This window comes from Acetivibrio straminisolvens JCM 21531, assembly GCF_000521465.1.
GTDB lineage: Bacteria > Bacillota > Clostridia > Acetivibrionales > Acetivibrionaceae > Hungateiclostridium > Hungateiclostridium straminisolvens.
Genome location: NZ_BAVR01000031.1, coordinates 24,277 through 42,728, shown reverse-complemented (window position 1 = coordinate 42,728; position 18,452 = coordinate 24,277). Strand labels below are relative to the sequence as shown.

General features: G+C 37.4%; 19 protein-coding genes and 1 pseudogene. 12 read left to right on the top strand and 8 right to left on the bottom strand.

Annotation, left to right across the window (positions count from 1 at the left end; all coding sequences use genetic code 11):
* Positions 1-1,142, bottom strand: a 1,142-nt coding sequence (locus JCM21531_RS09600; protein WP_038289319.1) for a sensor histidine kinase, incomplete at its 3' end; no start/stop codon positions are given.
* Between the two features lie 228 nt (positions 1,143-1,370).
* Here JCM21531_RS09600 and JCM21531_RS21650 point away from each other — a divergent pair.
* Positions 1,371-2,063 carry a DUF362 domain-containing protein gene (locus JCM21531_RS21650; RefSeq protein WP_243467504.1) on the top strand — a complete coding sequence of 231 codons (693 nt, stop codon included), beginning with the start codon at positions 1,371-1,373 and terminating at the stop codon, positions 2,061-2,063.
* A complete protein-coding gene (locus JCM21531_RS21645; protein WP_243467503.1) occupies positions 2,006-2,650 on the top strand; it encodes a hypothetical protein in 645 nt (214 codons plus the stop codon). Before JCM21531_RS21650 ends, JCM21531_RS21645 begins: the two co-directional genes overlap by 58 nt.
* Before the next feature lie 171 nt (positions 2,651-2,821).
* Here JCM21531_RS21645 and JCM21531_RS09590 read toward each other — a convergent pair whose 3' ends face one another.
* Positions 2,822-4,780 carry a carbohydrate-binding protein gene (locus JCM21531_RS09590; RefSeq protein ID WP_038289317.1) on the bottom strand — a complete coding sequence of 653 codons (1,959 nt, stop codon included), beginning with the start codon at positions 4,778-4,780 and terminating at the stop codon, positions 2,822-2,824.
* Positions 4,774-5,409 carry a cellulose binding domain-containing protein gene (locus JCM21531_RS09585; protein ID WP_038289315.1) on the bottom strand — a complete coding sequence of 212 codons (636 nt, stop codon included), beginning with the start codon at positions 5,407-5,409 and terminating at the stop codon, positions 4,774-4,776. The genes JCM21531_RS09590 and JCM21531_RS09585 overlap by 7 nt, the downstream gene beginning before the upstream one ends.
* A gap of 285 nt (positions 5,410-5,694) precedes the next feature.
* On the opposite strand from JCM21531_RS09585, the gene JCM21531_RS21640 reads away from it, so the two are divergent.
* The 8 genes from JCM21531_RS21640 to JCM21531_RS09560 all read left to right on the top strand — a co-directional run bounded on the left by JCM21531_RS21640 (position 5,695) and on the right by JCM21531_RS09560 (position 13,117).
* Positions 5,695-5,889, top strand: a complete 195-nt coding sequence (locus JCM21531_RS21640; RefSeq protein WP_243467502.1) for a hypothetical protein — start codon at positions 5,695-5,697, stop codon at positions 5,887-5,889.
* A 20-nt stretch (positions 5,890-5,909) separates the two neighbouring features.
* The gene (locus JCM21531_RS09580; protein WP_243467501.1) at positions 5,910-6,914 is read left to right on the top strand and encodes a serpin family protein; all 1,005 of its coding nucleotides are present in this window, start codon (positions 5,910-5,912) and stop codon (positions 6,912-6,914) included.
* 196 nt (positions 6,915-7,110) lie between these two features.
* Positions 7,111-9,174 carry a carbohydrate-binding protein gene (locus tag JCM21531_RS09575; protein ID WP_038289314.1) on the top strand — a complete coding sequence of 688 codons (2,064 nt, stop codon included), beginning with the start codon at positions 7,111-7,113 and terminating at the stop codon, positions 9,172-9,174.
* A gap of 164 nt (positions 9,175-9,338) precedes the next feature.
* Positions 9,339-10,076 carry a sigma-70 family RNA polymerase sigma factor gene (locus JCM21531_RS09570; protein WP_038289313.1) on the top strand — a complete coding sequence of 246 codons (738 nt, stop codon included), beginning with the start codon at positions 9,339-9,341 and terminating at the stop codon, positions 10,074-10,076.
* A 75-nt stretch (positions 10,077-10,151) separates the two neighbouring features.
* A complete protein-coding gene (locus JCM21531_RS09565; RefSeq protein WP_243467500.1) occupies positions 10,152-11,237 on the top strand; it encodes an anti-sigma factor domain-containing protein in 1,086 nt (361 codons plus the stop codon).
* A complete protein-coding gene (locus tag JCM21531_RS21635; protein ID WP_243467499.1) occupies positions 11,212-11,565 on the top strand; it encodes an AbfB domain-containing protein in 354 nt (117 codons plus the stop codon). Before JCM21531_RS09565 ends, JCM21531_RS21635 begins: the two co-directional genes overlap by 26 nt.
* A gap of 365 nt (positions 11,566-11,930) precedes the next feature.
* The gene (locus JCM21531_RS24440) at positions 11,931-12,164 is read left to right on the top strand and encodes a nucleoside recognition domain-containing protein (protein WP_369347614.1); all 234 of its coding nucleotides are present in this window, start codon (positions 11,931-11,933) and stop codon (positions 12,162-12,164) included.
* The gene (locus JCM21531_RS09560; protein WP_243467498.1) at positions 12,155-13,117 is read left to right on the top strand and encodes a nucleoside recognition domain-containing protein; all 963 of its coding nucleotides are present in this window, start codon (positions 12,155-12,157) and stop codon (positions 13,115-13,117) included. The genes JCM21531_RS24440 and JCM21531_RS09560 overlap by 10 nt, the downstream gene beginning before the upstream one ends.
* A 22-nt stretch (positions 13,118-13,139) precedes the next feature.
* Here the strand turns inward: JCM21531_RS09560 and JCM21531_RS09555 are convergent, their stop codons facing one another.
* The 4 genes and pseudogenes from JCM21531_RS09555 to recG form a co-directional block, all read right to left on the bottom strand.
* Positions 13,140-13,577, bottom strand: a complete 438-nt coding sequence (locus tag JCM21531_RS09555; RefSeq protein ID WP_038289311.1) for a hypothetical protein — start codon at positions 13,575-13,577, stop codon at positions 13,140-13,142.
* A 29-nt stretch (positions 13,578-13,606) separates the two neighbouring features.
* Positions 13,607-14,086, bottom strand: a complete 480-nt coding sequence (coaD, locus tag JCM21531_RS09550) for a pantetheine-phosphate adenylyltransferase (protein ID WP_038289309.1) — start codon at positions 14,084-14,086, stop codon at positions 13,607-13,609.
* Positions 14,087-14,126: 40 nt separating this feature from the next.
* Complete coding sequence (gene rsmD / locus JCM21531_RS09545; RefSeq protein WP_322597239.1) at positions 14,127-14,759, bottom strand: 16S rRNA (guanine(966)-N(2))-methyltransferase RsmD; 633 nt, start codon at positions 14,757-14,759, stop codon at positions 14,127-14,129.
* Between the two features lie 14 nt (positions 14,760-14,773).
* A pseudogene (gene recG / locus JCM21531_RS09540) lies at positions 14,774-16,857 on the bottom strand (ATP-dependent DNA helicase RecG).
* 185 nt (positions 16,858-17,042) lie between these two features.
* On the opposite strand from recG, the gene rpmB reads away from it, so the two are divergent.
* Positions 17,043-17,231 (top strand): 50S ribosomal protein L28, encoded by a 189-nt coding sequence (gene rpmB, locus JCM21531_RS09535; protein ID WP_038289307.1) that lies wholly within the window; start codon positions 17,043-17,045, stop codon positions 17,229-17,231.
* 243 nt (positions 17,232-17,474) lie between these two features.
* On the opposite strand, the gene JCM21531_RS09530 is transcribed toward rpmB, so the two are convergent.
* Positions 17,475-17,738 (bottom strand): hypothetical protein, encoded by a 264-nt coding sequence (locus JCM21531_RS09530; protein ID WP_038289306.1) that lies wholly within the window; start codon positions 17,736-17,738, stop codon positions 17,475-17,477.
* 138 nt (positions 17,739-17,876) lie between these two features.
* Between JCM21531_RS09530 and JCM21531_RS09525 the strand changes: the two genes are divergently transcribed.
* Positions 17,877-18,401 carry a hypothetical protein gene (locus tag JCM21531_RS09525; RefSeq protein WP_243467497.1) on the top strand — a complete coding sequence of 175 codons (525 nt, stop codon included), beginning with the start codon at positions 17,877-17,879 and terminating at the stop codon, positions 18,399-18,401.
* Positions 18,402-18,452: the final 51 nt, after the last annotated feature.

The following is an 18,452-nucleotide window of genomic DNA, read 5'->3' as shown; positions in this document are numbered from 1 at the left end:
CCAGTTATATTAAGTCTGGTTCCATTACCAATAGTAGAATCAATTTCAAATTTACCGTCCAAAAGCTCAACTCTTTCTCTCATGCTTATAAGACCAAATCCTCCGTTAATGTTTTCTCCGCTTGTTTTCAAAGAACCAATGTCAAAGCCTACTCCATTGTCTAATATATAGAGCTTTAGTTCTTTTTCCATAAATTCAAGATTTATAGTAACTTTATCTGCATGAGCATGCTTTTTAATATTATTGATGGCTTCCTGGACAAGTCTGAAAACCGTTAACGATACTACAGGTCTCAATTGTTCACAATTGCCCCTTGTATTAAATGATACTGTTATTTTAGATTCTTCCTGATAGGTCTCTAAATATCTTTGAAGGGTTGGTATCAAACCTAAGTCATCAAGTGACATCGGCCTTAAGTCATATATTATTTTTCTTACATCCCGAAGTGTTTCTCTGACAACGGACTTTAAAGTTTTAAGTTCCTCTTTTGCCTTTTCAGGTTCAGAGTCAACCAACCTTTCGCATATTTCCGCCTTTAAAACGATATTGGACATCGATTGGGCCGGACCGTCATGAATTTCCCTTGCAACCCGCTGCCGCTCCTCTTCCTGAGCCTTTATTATCTGGATTCCAAAAAGCCGTCTCTGTTTCATATCTTCAAGCTGCAGACTCACATTCTCAAGGTCTCCGGTAAGATAGCTCAGTGATACTCCAATCTGTGAGATTAGGTTATCTGCTTTTTCAACAGTCTTGTAGGCTTCTTTGAGCCGCAATTCCAATTCATTTCTTCTTTTGATATAATACTGCTCCCGTTCCCGCTTTATTGCAAGCTCAACCCGAATATTGTCCGCTTTCTCATAAGTTTTTCTTATTTCATCCTCTGAATATTTATCGTAATTTTTGCTCACAACCATTAGCTGTTTCTTGCTTTCGTTAAGTGCAATCTCAAGAATTTCCACACTTTGAATAACTTCAGCCGTTTTATGCTTTAGCTCAGTCAACTCCCTTTCAAGCCTCAGGCATTCTTTCCTTGCGCTTTCAGCAATGTCAAACAACTCTGTTTTGCTGTTGTTTATGGCTTCAACTGTTTTCTTAATTATCTTGTCTAGATTTGCTGTATCTACTTTTTTATAGTTAGCCACGTTGATACCTCACCATATTTTCGACTAATATTTATATTCTACATAACCAAATGAAATCCTTTGGTATTTTATTCCATGCATGATTTTTTTTAACAAATTCTTCAACATATATATCGTCTTATGTCTACTTATTATAGAATTCGACTTGTAAAATGCATATTATTCCCCTACTTATCTTTTATTAAATGTGTTATAATGTTCTAAAAAAGAAGAAAGGACAAGCAAAAGATGAAGTCAAAGGTAGCCATTATTAAAACCACTCCAGCTACAGTTTTGGAGGATTATCATAGACTTATGAATCTTGCCGATTATCAGAACTATATCTCCAAAGATGTCGATACGGCACTTAAAATAAATATAAGCTGGCACTTTTTCTATCCGGGAAGTTCCACAACACCATGGCAGCTTGAAGGTGTTATCCGTGCTTTAAAACGCGACGGATTCAAATCCGAACTTATCCACGGCTGCCACAACAGAACGGTAGTAATTGACGCTCATTTGGGTGAGAAGGAAAACAAACAAATTAATGTTATAAACTCCCATAATCTTCGAAACATTCACCTCTACGAGGGCGAGGAATGGATTGATATAAGAGATGCAGTAGGAGATCTTACAAAGAAGTTTCTATGCCTCAATGAAGTTTATCCAAAAGGTTTTTCCATTCCAAAAAGATTTATAGGGGAAAATATTATACATCTTCCCACTGTAAAGACCCATGTATTCACCACCACTACCGGTGCAATGAAAAACGCCTTCGGCGGCCTTTTGAATGAAAAAAGGCATTGGACCCACCCGGTGATTCATGAGACTTTGGTGGATTTGCTTATGATACAAAAAAGATCCACAATGGCATTTTTGCCGTTATGGACGGAACTTTTGCAGGAGACGGGCCGGGTCCCCGCTGCATGGTTCCCCATGTAAAAAATGTTATTTTAGCTTCCGCGGATCAAGTAGCCATCGATGCTGTAGCTGCAAAACTGATGGGATTCGATCCACTGAAGGATTGCAAATATATCCGCTTGGCGCATGATGCAGGACTGGGCTGCGGCGACGTCAGACAGATTGAAATCGTCGGAGACCTTGACGCTTTAGATGAAAAGTGGAATTTTGCAGGCCCCTTTAAGAAAATGACCTTCGCTAGCAAATGCCAGCATCTAATTTATTGGGGCCCGTTAAAAAAACCGGTAGAGTGGTCATTAAAAACCATTTTGGCTCCATGGTCCTATATGGCAAGTGTTATTTACCATGATATGTACTGGTACCCCAAAAACTACGGCAGAGTTGAGGAAATCCTAAATTCGGACTGGGGACGGCTGTTTGCCAACTGGGAGCAACTGGAGCTGTCTCCGGATGACCTGTCCGTCCCAGGCTGGAATGACGTTGGGGATAAACCTTTAAGACTTGATAAAGAAACAAGAAAAATGATACGCAAAGCCTTCAGGGTTCTTGGAACTGCAATTAAGGAAGCACCGGAGTTTCACGCCAAGAAGGCAAAAAATATTCGATAAAAATAAAGTCTTAAAAAAATACCATACCGGCATAATATTATGTTGGTATGGTATTTATACATATAAAATGATTTAATAAATTTTAATTAATCTCTTTACTCAGCACCTTTTAAGTATCTCTATTTTAGAAGGATCAATTTATGCAGATAAAGCAGGTCTTTACTGACTCCACTAAATCCCGGTATATTTTTTCGCTACTTCTATACAATCAATGCCTACCGCTCCTTGTTGATAACCCGGTGAATTTTTTATTATAATACTGTTTAATCCACTTTCTAAATCAGCTACCAAAAATACACCTCTTGGCGTGTCCCAACCTGACTGGGTACATTCTACTTGGTAAGTTGTACCGTTTATAACAACATCCAGCTTCCTGTATGTTCCCGACAAATAAGTTATTTTTATCAAATATTTACCGGATTCATTTCTTGTGAAATAATATCCCAGGTTATTTGTCCCTGTTACTTCAACATACTTTCCGCCCGAACAATTTATGTTATTTACTACTGCTAAGTTCTGGTAATTAGCAGTTTCAGCTTCAGAGAGTGATACATCGCCGCTGTATTTTTTTAATTGATACTCAATAACGTTTAGCTGTTGTTCGGTAAATAAGGAAAGTGTATATCCTATTGGTCTGTTTTCATACTCGTCCAATTTATTGAGGAACAGAAGAAACTTCTCATAATTATTGGTTGGGATATAATTATTTTCATCCGCAAAATATTGGAATGTTTGTGTAAATGAATTCCAAGATGTAGCTGACCGAACGGCTAATAATCCTATTATAAAATCTCCTGAATATTCGTTATTTTCAAGTTTGTCCAAATCTTTGAATTCAAAATAATACCACAGACCGGGTGTGCCTTTTTTTCCATAGTAAGTATTGCCCATGTATACAACACATCCCACTCTTGACAAAGCAGCATAGCCTTTAAAGCTTCCCCAGAATTCACCATCAAAGTTCCATCTGTCGATGTCAAATTGGTGTCCGATTTCATGAGGGAGTGCCCATGAAAGCGCACTTTCATTTTTGAAGTGAATAAAATCATCTTTAACAGCATCGTAATTCCACCATATATAACTCCTTGTGGATGCCTCTCCGACCCATGGTAAATTAATTCTTTGTACAACCTTTATTTTTTCATTTTCAAAATGCGTTTCATAATCAAGACCTGTAAGTGATTCATTCTCATCTACCAACCGATCATAAGTGCTAATGAACTCATCAAGAGCATCTGATGAAATACCGCTATCTATTATATCAGCTCTTCTTACTCCAAACATTATTTTACTGCCTTCCATTTTTACCATACTGTCATCAGTATACAGTTTGAAATCGTCAAACCAACATGTCCCAATAGCATCGCAGTTATTTAGTCTGAATTTTACCTTTCCATCATAAGGAGCCTGGAAATTGATAACGGCAGTAGCCCAGTCTTCGTCATTATTAATTACGCCTTTACTTATCATTCCCCAATGGGTTTCATAATCTCTTTTGTTTGAAGCTTTAAGCCGCACACTAATATTTCCGCCCGCGAAGGTATTATGTTCTTCAAAACCAGTTATTTGAGTGCGTACTAAAACTTCTGCTCTATAATATTTGTATGGTTCCAATTGAATTTCTGCAGATTCAAAATAAGAAGAACCATAATTGTTCCTGTATGCACTGGAAGTTATCGATAATGCCTTTGAATTATCAACACCGCCGGTCATATCCCATGTGCAGGTATCTCCGGACATTGCTTTGGCAGTCCAACCTATGGGCTGGCCGTTTGCACCCGATTCAAAATCAGTATTTGGAACAAGGTCTTTTGTGATTGTTATAAAATCTATTTCCGGTGCAGTGGCTGAAGGATTTGAGAATATTAACTGGCAAGCACCTTTTTGCAAAGAAACTTCCTTGCTTATGCTACCGATATTTCTGGTATTTCCGTTTCCAGGGCATACCATTGCATAACTTGTACCGGTCGATTGTGTAAATCTAAGCGCTTTATTTGTAGCAGTGCGATAATATATCGTCAGAGTATAAGTATCCGTTTCGGGAATTATTGCATTTATTGATAAAGTATTATTCACTCCTATATCACCAACATATTGTCCATTGGAACAATACGGGTCTGACTTTACCATAGAGCTAACGGTAACAACGCCTTCTTCCGCCTCATACCTGAGAGGAAGTTCACCTTGCCCCGCATCGGATATGGCTCTGTACCCCCTTTAAGTACACCGTTAACATATATTGTCACTTTGTTGGACGACTGATAATATGTTGCTGTCGGATTAAAGGAATAGTCATTGCTCTGTGTGTAGTTTTGATAATTATAACTTACTATTCTTCCCTTTACTTCAACATATGAACCAGGCAAAACAACCCCCGCAGAACTTGTAAAGTAAATTTCAAGATAAGTGTCTGCATCTGATGTTTGATTAGTCATGCTTACTATTTGCCCCACTGTACTGGAAGCAATATTTGATTGATTTTCTGCATAATCGCAAATATAGGTTTGCCCGGTAATTCCGTCCGAAGTATAGTAATATCTGACTTTTATAGTCGAAAGATTAATTGACGTAGAACCTGTGTTGTAAATTTTAAAATTTGGAGATATCGTATTGCTGTATGTCTGAGTATTTGAATTATACATCTCAACACTTACACTTGCGGTTGATGCAAATGAATTAGATGCAAATGTTGCCAAACTTAGACACTGAATAATAAAGAATACTGCAACCATTATTGAAATTCTTCTTTGTTTTCTCATATACACTCCTCCTTATATTAAATTAATGGTAATCCATTGTGTTACTGATATAGAGCTCCATAAAAGTAAAACTGTTATTTCACAGATTAGTTTTTATTATAGAGCATAGATAAAAAAAAGAGTGAAAAAAAATGAATAATAAGTGAAAAAACTGTGAAATGATTTGCGACGTTTAGTAAAAAGGATTTAAATGAAAAATTAAGAAATATATCCTTATTAGCGGAACATAATCTGAAAATTTGCGTCAAAAGACAGGTGAGATAAATTTAACCGGAGGTTGAGAAAATGAAAAGAATAGTATGCATAGCTATATCCATATTAACTTTAATAAACCTTATGACAGGGTGTACAGGTGATACAGTTTTTGATGCGGATAAAGTCGACATGGAGCTTGTAAAGAGAAATACCGAGTTCTGCTTTGATATATTTTCAAGGCTTAACGAAGAAGACCCGGATAAAACGTTTTTATTTCTCCTATAAGTATTTCAACCGTTCTTTCCATGACTTTGCAAGGTGCCGGGACCACAACAAAAGACGGCATGATGAAAACTTTAAAATATGATGGTGCAAATCTAAATAAGATTAACGAATCTTACAGGTATATGCTCGACTATTATGATAAGATTGATAAAAAGATTCAACTTGACATCAATAATTCCATCTGGATAAAAGAAGGAAAGAAAGTCAAAGAGGATTTTATTGATATTAACAAAGATGTGTATAATGCATATGTTACCGAACTTGACTTCTCAAATAATAATGCAGCAGACAAAATCAACAAATGGATTTCCGATTCAACAAAGAAAAAAATCACAAAAATGATTGATGCTCCAATACCTCAAAACGTTGCAATGTATCTTATAAATGCCATTTATTTCAAGGGAGATTGGACAGAGAAGTTTAAAAAAGAAAATACATTCTCCACTAAGTTTTACTCGGGTAATGGACAAACAAAAGAAATCATGATGATGAAAAGAGTAGACGAAATAGAATACGGAGCCAAAGATGACTTTAAGGTTGTAAGGCTTCCCTACGGAAAAGGTAAAACTTCAATGTACTGTGTTTTACCTGCGGAAAATGTTTCGATAAATGATTTTATAATGACCCTTGATATAGACAAATGGGAAGAAATAAAAAGCAGTATTTCAAAGGTTGACGATGTAACTATAAATATTCCAAGGTTTAAAATAGAATACGGAATCAAGAATTTAAACGATTGCCTAATTTCTATGGGAATGGAGGAAGCATTTTCCGACAGGGCAGATTTTTCCGGAATAAGTGATGAAAGACTTTTTATAAGCAATGTAATTCATAAGGCCATAATTGAGGTTAATGAAGAAGGAAGCACAGCTGTAGGCGCTACTGTTGTTCAAATAAATGAAATGGCCGCACCCTTTGATCCCCCGTCCTTTATTGCAAACAGACCGTTTTTATTCTTCATAACTGAGGATACTACAGGCACCATACTATTTATGGGAAAGTTATATGATTGTGAGAAGTATTAAAGCAAAAAATATTAATATTATATATATAACAGATATGAACCCTTCAATATATCTGTTTTTTTTATTTTCAACTCAAATTTAAAAAAAATCAAAATTCCCAATCCAAACTTGACACATATTTCGTACAATTAAATTGAATAGAAAAAATAATGCTAAAAGCAATTTAAAAAACAAAAATTTTAGAAGGAGTGATGATATGTTAAAAAAAATAAGTAAGGTTTTGGTGGTAGCAATAACCATCAGTATTTTAATATTGCTATTGCCGGAAAAAGGGGTTGCCGACTACCCTATTTTCTCTCAGCGTTTTACTGCGGACCCTACTGCAGTAGTTTATAACGGCAGACTTTATGTATACTGTTCCCACGATTCGGATGCCACACCCAATCAGTCAACCTACAATATTCCGGATATAACTTGTATATCCACAGATGACTTAAAAAACTGGACCGACCATGGAGAAGTTTTTAATGCAAAAAGAGATTCCCAATGGGCTTCGGTTAGCTGGGCACCGTCCATTGTTTATCGCAACAATAAGTTTTATTTGTATTACGGTAACGGAGGAAACGGGATTGGTGTGGCAGTGAGTGACAGTCCTACCGGTCCCTTCAAAGATCCCCTTCCTAGGGCATTGGTTACTATGAATACCCCAGGAGTACAGCCTGCACAAAACATGTGGCTGTTTGACCCCGGTGTTTTTGTTGATGATGACGGACAGGCATATATGTACTTTGGTGGAAACGGACAAAACAATATCAGAGTTATTAAGTTGGGCAATGATATGATAAGCACCGTAGGTTCAGCTATGTCGATGTCGGCTCCGAGGTTTTTCGAGGCAGCATTTATGCATAAGTATAATGGAAAATATTATTTTACCTATGCCAGTGATTTCTCTCAAGGTGCCTCTAAGATTGAATATATGATGAGTGACAAGCCTACCACAGGTTTTCAATATAAAGGGGTACTATTGCCGCAGCCACCCGACAACTATAGTAACAATAATCACCATACTGTCGTTGAGTTTAAAGGCAATTGGTATGTTGTGTACCACAACAGGACTGTGGCAAAACAGCGTGGACTAGACCCGGTATATCAGAGAAATGTTTGTATTGATCAGATGTTTTATAACGCCGACGGTACCATAAAGCAGGTTGTTCCAACGGTAGATGGCTTGAAACAGCTCAAATATGTAAATCCTTACACCAAGAATTTAGCCGTAACCATACATAAAGAATCCGGTATTGAGACTGAAGAATGCAGTGAAGGCGGACGTAATGTATCATTTATTGAAAACGGGGATTGGATCCAGGTTAAGGGAGTTGATTTCGGAAGCTCAGGTGCGACCAGTTTTGAGGCCAGAGTAGCTAGCAATACAAATGGCGGAAATATTGAAATAAGATTGGACAGTCCTACAGGAAAACTTGTTGGAACTTGTAAAGTTGAAGGAACCGGAGGCTGGCAGACCTGGACAACTAAGACCTGTACAATAAGCGGAGCAACCGGTGTTCATGATGTGTTCTTCAGATTTACAGGTGGAAGCGGATATTTGTTCAATTTCAGCTGGTGGAAATTCAATACCGATGCAGAACCAACTCCTCCACCAACTTCTACACCTACTCCTACACCTACAACTCCACCACTTCCTTCACCGGTACCCGTAACCGAAAGAAGTGCTTTCTCAAAAATAGAAGTTGAAGAATTTAACGACATTAAATCTTCAACGATGCAAAAAATAGGTACCGCAGGCGGTGGAAGCGGTATAGGATATATTGGAAGCGGTGACTACTTGGTATATAAAAATATTGACTTTGGAAACGGAGCAAATAACTTTAAAGCATTAGTTGCGACCACCCAGACTACTACCAATATCGAACTGCGTTTAGGCAGTCCTACCGGTACTCTCGCAGGCACATTGAAGGTAGCCTCAACCGGCGGATTTAATGCATACGAAGAACAAAGCTGCAGCATTAACAAAGTTACGGGAAAACAAGACTTATATCTCGTATTTTCAGGTGCTGTAAATATTGACTGGTTTACATTTGGAAAAGATAGTGGTACGATTATTGTAGGCGATGCAAATGGCGACGGAAAAGTTAACTCGACAGACATCACAGCCATTAAAAGACATCTGCTCAGAGTAACTCCGCTTCAGGAAGAAAATCTTGCAAATGCAGATGTCAACGGTGACGGAAATGTAAACTCTACAGATCTTTCGTTGCTTGTGCGATACATATTAGGAGAAATAGATGCTTTTCCGATATAAATATTCCGATATTAATTTTGTAATTCCTAAACCAAGGAGAAGGCTATTAATGGTATTGATATACAATTATTGAATTATATATTTTATACTCGGGCATAGAAACTATGCTCGAGTATAAATCGATTTTTTATTTTACGGAATATTATAGATGAGGGAAGAGAGATATGCTATTTATTTCTGCTTTTATTGATTATACCAGTGAGACAGCAACCCACATTGTTGAAAAAATCAAAAACGGTGACAAACATTTAAAAGAAAAGTTCATAAAAGACTATATTCCGTTTATATTAAATATCGTTTCAGGCTACTATACCTCAAAAGCGGTAGATTTAAAAAGCAGTGACGAATACAGCGTGGGACTGATGGCATTTAATGAAGCTATTGAAAAGTTTGACATTAATAGAAGCAAGAGCTTCCTCAAATTTGCTGAAATGGTAATAAAAAAGAGAATGATAGACTATTTTAGAAAAACATCATCAATCGGTAGAAAAGAAATTCCTTTTTCATACTTTAACAGCAATAATGAAACTGAATTTAAGAAAAAAATAAATTCTTTTGATGTTGATCAGGAATTAAGCAGTTATGAATTCATTTGCGAATTAAAGGATTTTTCCAGACAGCTAGAAAGTTTTGGATTAAGCATAAATAACTTACCTGATTATATGCCTAAGCACAAGGACTCAAGAGAAATGTGTATAAACATAGCCAAAAAAATAGTTGAAAACAAAAATATTTTCGATAAATTGAAAACAAAAAAGTACATACAGATGAAAGAACTTTCGAAAATAATTGATGTTCATCCAAAGACTGTTGAAAGAAACAGGGCATTTATCATATGTTTATGTATATTATTTGATAATGATTACGGAAACTTCAAAGCATATTTAAATAAAATAGTTTAATTGTATTGTGTAGACAGAAAAATCTTTATAAACACGAATATATATCGTGAAATCTGCACTTTTCGGAGGGTAGAAATGAAATATCAAGGAATTGTATTAAAACTGACAAAAAATAGAGCAATAGTAAGTACTAATGATTTTCAGTGCTACTATATAAAGAGGAGCCCTACAATTTATGTGGGAAAGGAAGTTGAATTCACAAATAAAGATATAATTGTAAATAAGTCAGTTTTAATAAAACCGGCTTTAAGCGTTGCCTGTTTTATATTTGTGATAGCTTGTTTTTTAAGTATTTCAAGAATAATTGACTTAAATAATAGTTTAATGAATCCCAAAGTTTTTGCTTACATTAGTGTTGATATAAATCCCAGCTTTGAACTTGAAATTGATGATGCGGGAAATGTCTTGAAGTTGAACCCGTTAAATGAGGATTCAAAGACTTATGTGAATAGATTAAAAATTGGCAAAATTAACGTCTCCAGCGCCATTGATATTATAATAAGCGAGGCAATAAAGAGCAATGCTATAAACGAAACCGAGAAAGATTGCGTATTAATTTCCGGTACATTAAACAGCAAAAAAGAAGAGCAGAGCGAAAAATATATGGTTGAAAAAGAAAAACTTGATAATATGATGGATTCACTGAAAGAAAGTATTGAAAGAAACGGCAAGGCCAATGTATATATTGTTCAGGCGGATATGGACGAAAGAGAAGCTGCACGAATTGAAGGTGTGTCTACCGGACGATACGTTTTATATAATAAGTACAAAGATTTGGAAAACGAAATATCCTTTGAAGAAGCTAAAAAGGCTGATGTCGATGAGCTAATAAAGGGCATATTGGAAGAAGAACCGGGAAAAGAAAAGCCCCAAGAAACATTAGCTCCAACATCGGCACCTATGCCGGAACCGACAATTACATCCACATCAACTCCAACATCAGCACCGTCACCAACATCTACGTCGACATCAACATTGAAACCAACGCCAAAATCGGCACCAACATCAACACCTACTCCAACATTGACACCAACACCTACTCCATCACCGACACCTACTGCAAAAATCGCATATTGGCAGTTTATGAGATTTGAATCCAGCAACTACCGCGGATATTATATTCGGGTTAAATCGTTTGACGCTTGTATCGACATATGTTGAGCCTGTGGAAGATTCTATGTTCAAGATAGTTCCCGGCCTTGCAGACCCGAGTTGTATTTCCTTTGAGTCAAAGAACCATCCGGGATATTACTTAAAACATGAAAACTTCAAGATTATTCTTAAAAAATACGAAGATACCGATTTGTATAAAGAAGATGCAACTTTTAAAGTTGTGCCTGGCTTGGCGAATGAAGACTTGATTTCTTTCCAGTCATTCAATTATCCTTCCAGATATATAAGGCATAGGGACTTTAACCTATATATAGAAAAAATAGAAAACGTCCTCGGAGAAAATGATGCGACATATATCGGAATTAAAACAGAATAGTATTTTATAAAACAAATGATACCCCGCATGAAAGCGCAGAAAAATACCGCCCATATGGCGGTATTTTATTTACTCTATGTTGCGTCTAAAGTGCTTGGCACAATGCAAATAATTGTAAAGTAAATATCTTTAAAATAATATAAATATATATTGCCTTCCAAACTTTCATTTTCTTTGTATCCTTTTGCGCCAAGTATAATTTTATCGTCCGCACAATATAAATCTATAAAGCAGACTTTTTATAACGGGTGAATTATGAATCTTTACACGCTGACAGTAATCGGACTTATTGCATTGGTATTAGTCATCAATATAAAAAAGCAAGGATTATTTACCTTAAGTCCCTTGTACTTCCCGCTGTGTGCATGATTTTTATCCTAATGCTTATTATTTTTTCCGACACCGCGGTAAAATCCGCCGGCAGCGGGCTTAATCTATGGTTTAATGTTGTATTTCCTTCCCTCTTCCCTTTTTTTGTTGTATCCGAAATCCTTTACAAAACAGGATTTATTAAAGCCATAGGAATACTTTTAGAACCCATAATGCGTCCTCTATTCAATGTCCCCGCTGCGGCTCCTTTGCCTTTGCCATGGGAATAACCAGCGGCTATCCTGTAGGTGCCAAAATCACGGCAAGTATGCGGGAGGAAAAACTCCTTAGCAAAACAGAATCCGAGAGACTATTATCTTTCACCAACAACTCCGGTCCCCTTTTCATCATCGGAGCTGTCGCCGTCGGTATGTTCAGAATGCCCGAATTGGGACTTCTGCTTCTTGTATGTCACATACTTGCAAGCATCACTGTGGGAATTCTCTTCCGCTTCTACGGCAGAATTAACCGGGAAAGCAAGGTAAAAGAAGATAAAAATCTCTGGTCTAGATTCAAAAAAGAGCTGGTGTATAACAGCAGGCAAAAACTAAACCCCGGAACAATGCTTGGAGAAGCTATAAGAAACTCCATTAATGTAATGCTCTCCATCGGAGGATTTATTACTCTCTTCTCGGTTATTATCAATATTTTGATAGAAATCGGGTTTATATCCTATCTGTCGTCTTTTGTTTTGCCGATTCTGTCACCTTTAGGAATAAGCAGAGAAATCGTTTTGGCCGTATTGAGCGGTTTTTTTGAAATGACGACAGGAACAAACATGGCAAGTAAAGCAGCAAGCACAACGCTCCAAGGGCAACTCGCAGCGGTGAGCCTGTTGCTCGGATGGGCAGGCCTTTCGGTACACTTTCAAGTCTACAGCATTGTCAGCAAAACCGATATAAGCTTAAAGCCTTATTTATTTGGTAAAATGCTTCAGGGAGTGTTTGCAGCAATTTACATATCAATCGCAATGAGATTACCGTTTACGGCTCCTTTGACAGCCAAAAGTGTTCTTAGCGTTATAACACCTTTATCTGACTTTACATGGTACAATGCCTTAATATACTCGGCACAGAATGTAATTATCTCTTGTGTCATCCTGTTGATTTTGACAGCTATATCACTGGTATTCTACTTCACAAAACGCATGTGCAAGGCCATTTTAGTACGCTCCATGCGTTAGAGCGGCTTGAAACTTTTAACTTCTACTTGAGTTCTTCCCGGTTTGCCCTTATTACTTCCAATGTCTCTTCCAGAATTTGCTCAACCTTGCTTAAGACACTGTCGGCATATTCCTTTGTTCCGAGCCTGATTTCTCTTGCGTTTTTTTGCGCATTCGAAATAATCTCATTGGACTGTTCATATGCCTTTTTTGTAATTTCATGTTCATCAATCAAGGACGCAATCTTGTTCTCCGCATCCTTTATTATATTATTGGCTTCCCTCTGTGCTTCAAGGAGTATTCTCTGTCTCTCCTCCTTTACCCATTTTGCCTGTTTTAGGTCGTCGGGGAGCTTTAACCTGATTTCCTTGATAATTTCCAGTATTTCTTCCTTATCCACCATACACTTTCCTGAAAACGGTACACTAACACTTCTTTCAACAAGATCTTCAAGCGTTTCCAGAATTGAAAGCATTTCCATATTTATCCCTCCCAGGGTTTTTTGCAATCCTATTTGCGAAACTTATCCAAAACTCTATCTTTAATACAATCCGGCACAAGTCCGTCAATGTTGCCGTTATTACGTGCAAGCTCCCTTACAGAGCTGGAACTTAGAAAAGAGTAGTTGATATTGGTCATCATAAACAACGTCTCAATATCGGAGTCGAGTTTTTTATTTAAAAGTGCCATCTGCAGCTCATATTCAAAGTCTGAAACTGCTCTTAAGCCCTTGATAATAACCTTGGAATTCTTTTTTTTCATAAAATCTATCAAAAGCCCGGAAAAACTCTCAATCTCCACATTATCTATGCCCTTAACGGCACATTTTAACAACTCCACCCTCTCATCCAAAGTAAAAACCGGATTCTTGCTGCTGTTTATAAGTACTGCAACCACAAGTTTGTCACACAACTTTGCTGCCCTCTGAATTATGTCCATATGACCGTTTGTTACCGGATCAAAACTTCCGGGATATACATATATACTCACTATTCATACCTTCCTGTCATAAAGATTAAATCTCTATCCGTCATACGTGTTTTGACCTGTAAAAGGATATAACCGTATCACCGTATTTTTCCCAGCGGTACCTTGCAAGACCGCCCACTTCTTCCGGGACTTTGTCCGATGCATCATGTTCTGCGACAATTATCCCTTCCGGCATAATTATATCATTTTCCGCTATGCTTTTTAACGTTTCTTCAACAAGTCCTTTGCCATATGGCGGATCAAGAAATATTATATCAAATTTTTTGTTATTTTTCGAAAATTTATTCAATGCCGCAAAAACGTCACCCACAACAACCGTAGCTTCACTCTCAAGCTTTGTATGGGCAAGGTTCTCCTTTATTGTGCGGAAACATTCGCTGCTTTTATCCACAAACACAGCAGAATCGGCTCCTCTGCTCAGCGCCTCTATTCCAAGACTCCCTGTGCCCGCAAATATGTCCAGAATGTTTGCTCCCGGTATCAAAGCAGCCAAAATGTTAAACACGGCTCCTTTAACCTTGTCCGATGTCGGCCTTGTGGTAAGCCCTTTTATTGTTTTAAGCTTATGTCCCTTTGCTGTTCCGGATATAACTCTTAAAATAGCAAATTCCTCCAGTTGACATTGAATATTACCACTATAATGATATTTTATATTATCATATCCAATTGTCAATCATAATTCGACTTTTAATTCAAACTTACGTAATTTAACTTTCCTTTGAATTTCTCGTCAATTTTTTCCTTCAACTTTAGATTTTCTTCCAAACATAAGTTTCTATCTCTTTTCAGAATTTCCTGCGCAGCTTCCTGTGCTTTTTTTAGTATTTCCATATCCCTATAAAGATTTGCAATTTTAAGGTCGGGCAATCCATGCTGCCTTGTCCCGAAAAATTCCCCCGGTCCCCGCAATAAAAGGTCCTTCTCCGATATAACAAAGCCGTCCGTGGTCTCTTGCATAACTTTCATTCTCTCTCTTGCAATTTTGCTTTTACTCTCATTATAAAGAATACAGTAGGATTGGTGTGAACCTCTTCCCACGCGTCCTCTTAGCTGATGAAGCTGTGCAAGCCCAAATCTTTCGGCGTTTTCCACAACCATCAGCGTTGCATTGGGAACATTTACTCCAACCTCGATAACTGTAGTTGATACAAGAATATCGATTTCCCCTTTTAAAAAACTCTGCATGACCTCTTCTTTTTCGCCGGCTGGCATTTTCCCGTGGAGCAAACCGACTCTAAAATCCTTAAAGTCTTCCTTTGCTATCTTTTCCGCAGTTTTTAGCGCGGATTTTGCTTCTATTTCATCTGATTCATCCACCAGAGGACATACTATATAAGCCTGCCGCCCTTCAAGCACCTCTTTTTTGATAAAACTGTTTATCCTCTCTCTCATACTGTTATCAACCGCATAGGTCTTTACAGCCTTTCTTCCCGGCGGCAGCTCGTCAATTATGGATATATCCAAATCACCGTAAAGGATTAGAGCAAGGGTTCTGGGAATAGGAGTCGCCGTCATTACAAGAATATCGGGATTTATCCCCTTGTTTGAAAGCATTGCCCTTTGCCTTACCCCAAAACGGTGCTGTTCGTCGGTTATGACCAGTCCAAGCTTTGAAAACCTGACTTTCTCCTCAATAAGTGCATGGGTACCTATGACTATATTTACCTCACCGGATTCGATTTTCGAAAGAATTTCACTTTTTTGCTTCTTTGTCTGGCTTCCCACCAACAAGGCAGTACTTACTCCATGCTTGTCCATAATATTCCTCAACGATTCATAGTGCTGCTTTGCAAGAATCTCAGTGGGAACCATCATTGCCCCCTGATATCCGCTCTTTACCGCTTTAATGAGAGCCATAGCCGCAACAATTGTCTTTCCGGAGCCCACATCCCCCTGAACAAGCCTGTTCATTACACGGCCACTTTCCATATCCTTTTCTATCTCTTCCCACACTCTTTTCTGGGCGTTGGTAAGCGTAAAGCCTATACTGTTTATAAAGCTTTCCATCTCCTTTCGGTTCGGCTCAAAGGCAATCCCTTCCTTGCCGTCGGAGAGCACGGTCTTGATGCTAAGAAGCCCCAGCTGCAAAAGCAAAAGTTCCTCAAACACCAGTCTGTACCTGGCATTATTAATATCCCCGTCATTTTGAGGAAAATGTATATTGGATAAAGCATAATTTATATCGCTTAGGCAATACTTTTTTCTGACCCACAAAGGCAATACATCCTCTAAATTTCCAACAACAATCTCCAGAGCATTTTCCATTACAGTTCTTATTATGTTTTGCGTAAGATTCGCCGTCGCCGGGTATACCGGTACGATTTTCTTTGTATTTTTGAATTCTTCTTTATCAGCCTTCTCATAAATCGGATTTTGCACTTCCAAGGTTTTATAACCCCGTACTATCTTCCCGTAGAAGATATAGCTTTCGCCAACTAACAATACTTTTTTGAGATAGGCTGATTGTACCAAGTCCCTATTATGGTTCCCGTATCGTCTTTTATATATGCCTGATACAAGGTCAATCCGCGCCTTATAATTCTTTCTGTGACCTTTGACATAATAATCCCTTCAAAGGTACAGCTCTCCCCTTCTACAAGCCGGCATATTTTTTTAATACAGCTCCTGTCCTCATAGTCATAGGGAAAATGGGTTATCAAATCTTCAATGCTGAAAATCCCCAGTTTCTGAAACAGTCTTGCCCTTGCTTCTCCCACACCTTTAATATTCATTATGGATTTTTTCAGCGTATCTTTTATTTCGCTGCTCATAATTATGCTCATCCTTTGTAACTCGTCTAATACATATAATTTTAATATATATCAGGCTTTTTTACCATATATGCAAAAAAACTTGCGAACAGTGCAAACTATATGTTAAAATAGGTATTGTTTTCAATGTTCAAAAAAAATATAGCAGGATTAATTGCTCCAGATTCAAAGGAGGTGTAATATAAATGGCAAAGTGTGATATATGCAGTAAAGATGTACTTTTTGGCTTGAAGGTCAGTCACTCAAACAGAAAAACCAATAGGACATGGAAGCCAAACGTCAGGAGAATCAAAATTATTCATAACGGTACCCCAAAGACAGCAAATATCTGCACAAGATGTTTGCGTTCAAACAAGGTTACCAGAGCAATATAATAATCTATTCAATATTAAAAATAGCGAAAAAAGTGTACCACATTGTTTTAAATCATGTGATACACTTTTTTATTCCTCCGCCCATCATTAAATAAGTTAATCCATTCTAAGGACCTTTCTGATAATGCTCCCAAAAAACTTTGGCATTTTTAACACCAATATTTTCATATAAAAACACTCCTCCCCGGTAAAACGCTCCCCAATACATAGTATATTCATAATGCCGTTTTTTGTGATTTTCGATTAGCTTGCCTCTTTCAGTACTTTTCGCACAACTTTGAAAATCGCAGCGGCTGCCAGTGCACATAAAAAAGTCGGTACCAATGCAATGTCCATAATTTTCGGACCAAAGGTATTAATATAGGGCATATAAGCACCAATCCAGGCCGCCGGAAGTGCAACAACACATGCACCCCAGATATCTTCCGGCATCTGTCTTACAATTATGCTATTTCCCAACCAGCCTGCAATTAAAGCAATTATAATCGTAATTATGAATCCACCCATCAATAACTCCTCCTAAGTAAAAAAATTAGATTCTATCTATGTATTATTTCCATAAAAGTGTTTTATTTGCTAAATCCCCGAATAAAATATATATGTATTTCAAAATTAAATTTATATGTACTTTCAGGGGGGTTAAAATTGTATATAATCTATATTCGCAACTATAAAAAGAGACTTGTCTATCTTTCAATTATTATTGGGCTTTGGATTTTGCTATTTTTCCTTACAGAATTGTTTTTTAGCAACAGCCTAACCACGAACATTACAATTGAAAACTATTTGTCCTTTTCATGCCCTGCCAAATACGATATTGACAATGTGTATGTAAATGAATCGGTTAAAGGTAACCTAATAGAAACCGGCAGCAACTTTAAAAAGCCCCGCGCCGAAGAATTCTCTACATATAAATCAATAGAAGGAGGCTTTAGTTTCAAATATCCCTCCGCCTTTTTGCTGGATGAGCAGGAATTTGAAGGCACGGAAATCCTCTATCACGTCGGATTTAAAGACAGGTCCAATACCAGCCATGGTTTTGTGCAGGTGTGGAATCTTCCCTATGACTTAAATGAATTTCTTTCAAAATCAAAGTCAACTTCAGAGCAGCAATATAAACAATTTGAAGAAAAAGCAGTTACAGTAAACTCTATACCGGGCATACTTTGATTATACAGTGATAACCCATGATAATAAGAGCTATAAAGGAAATGAAGTATT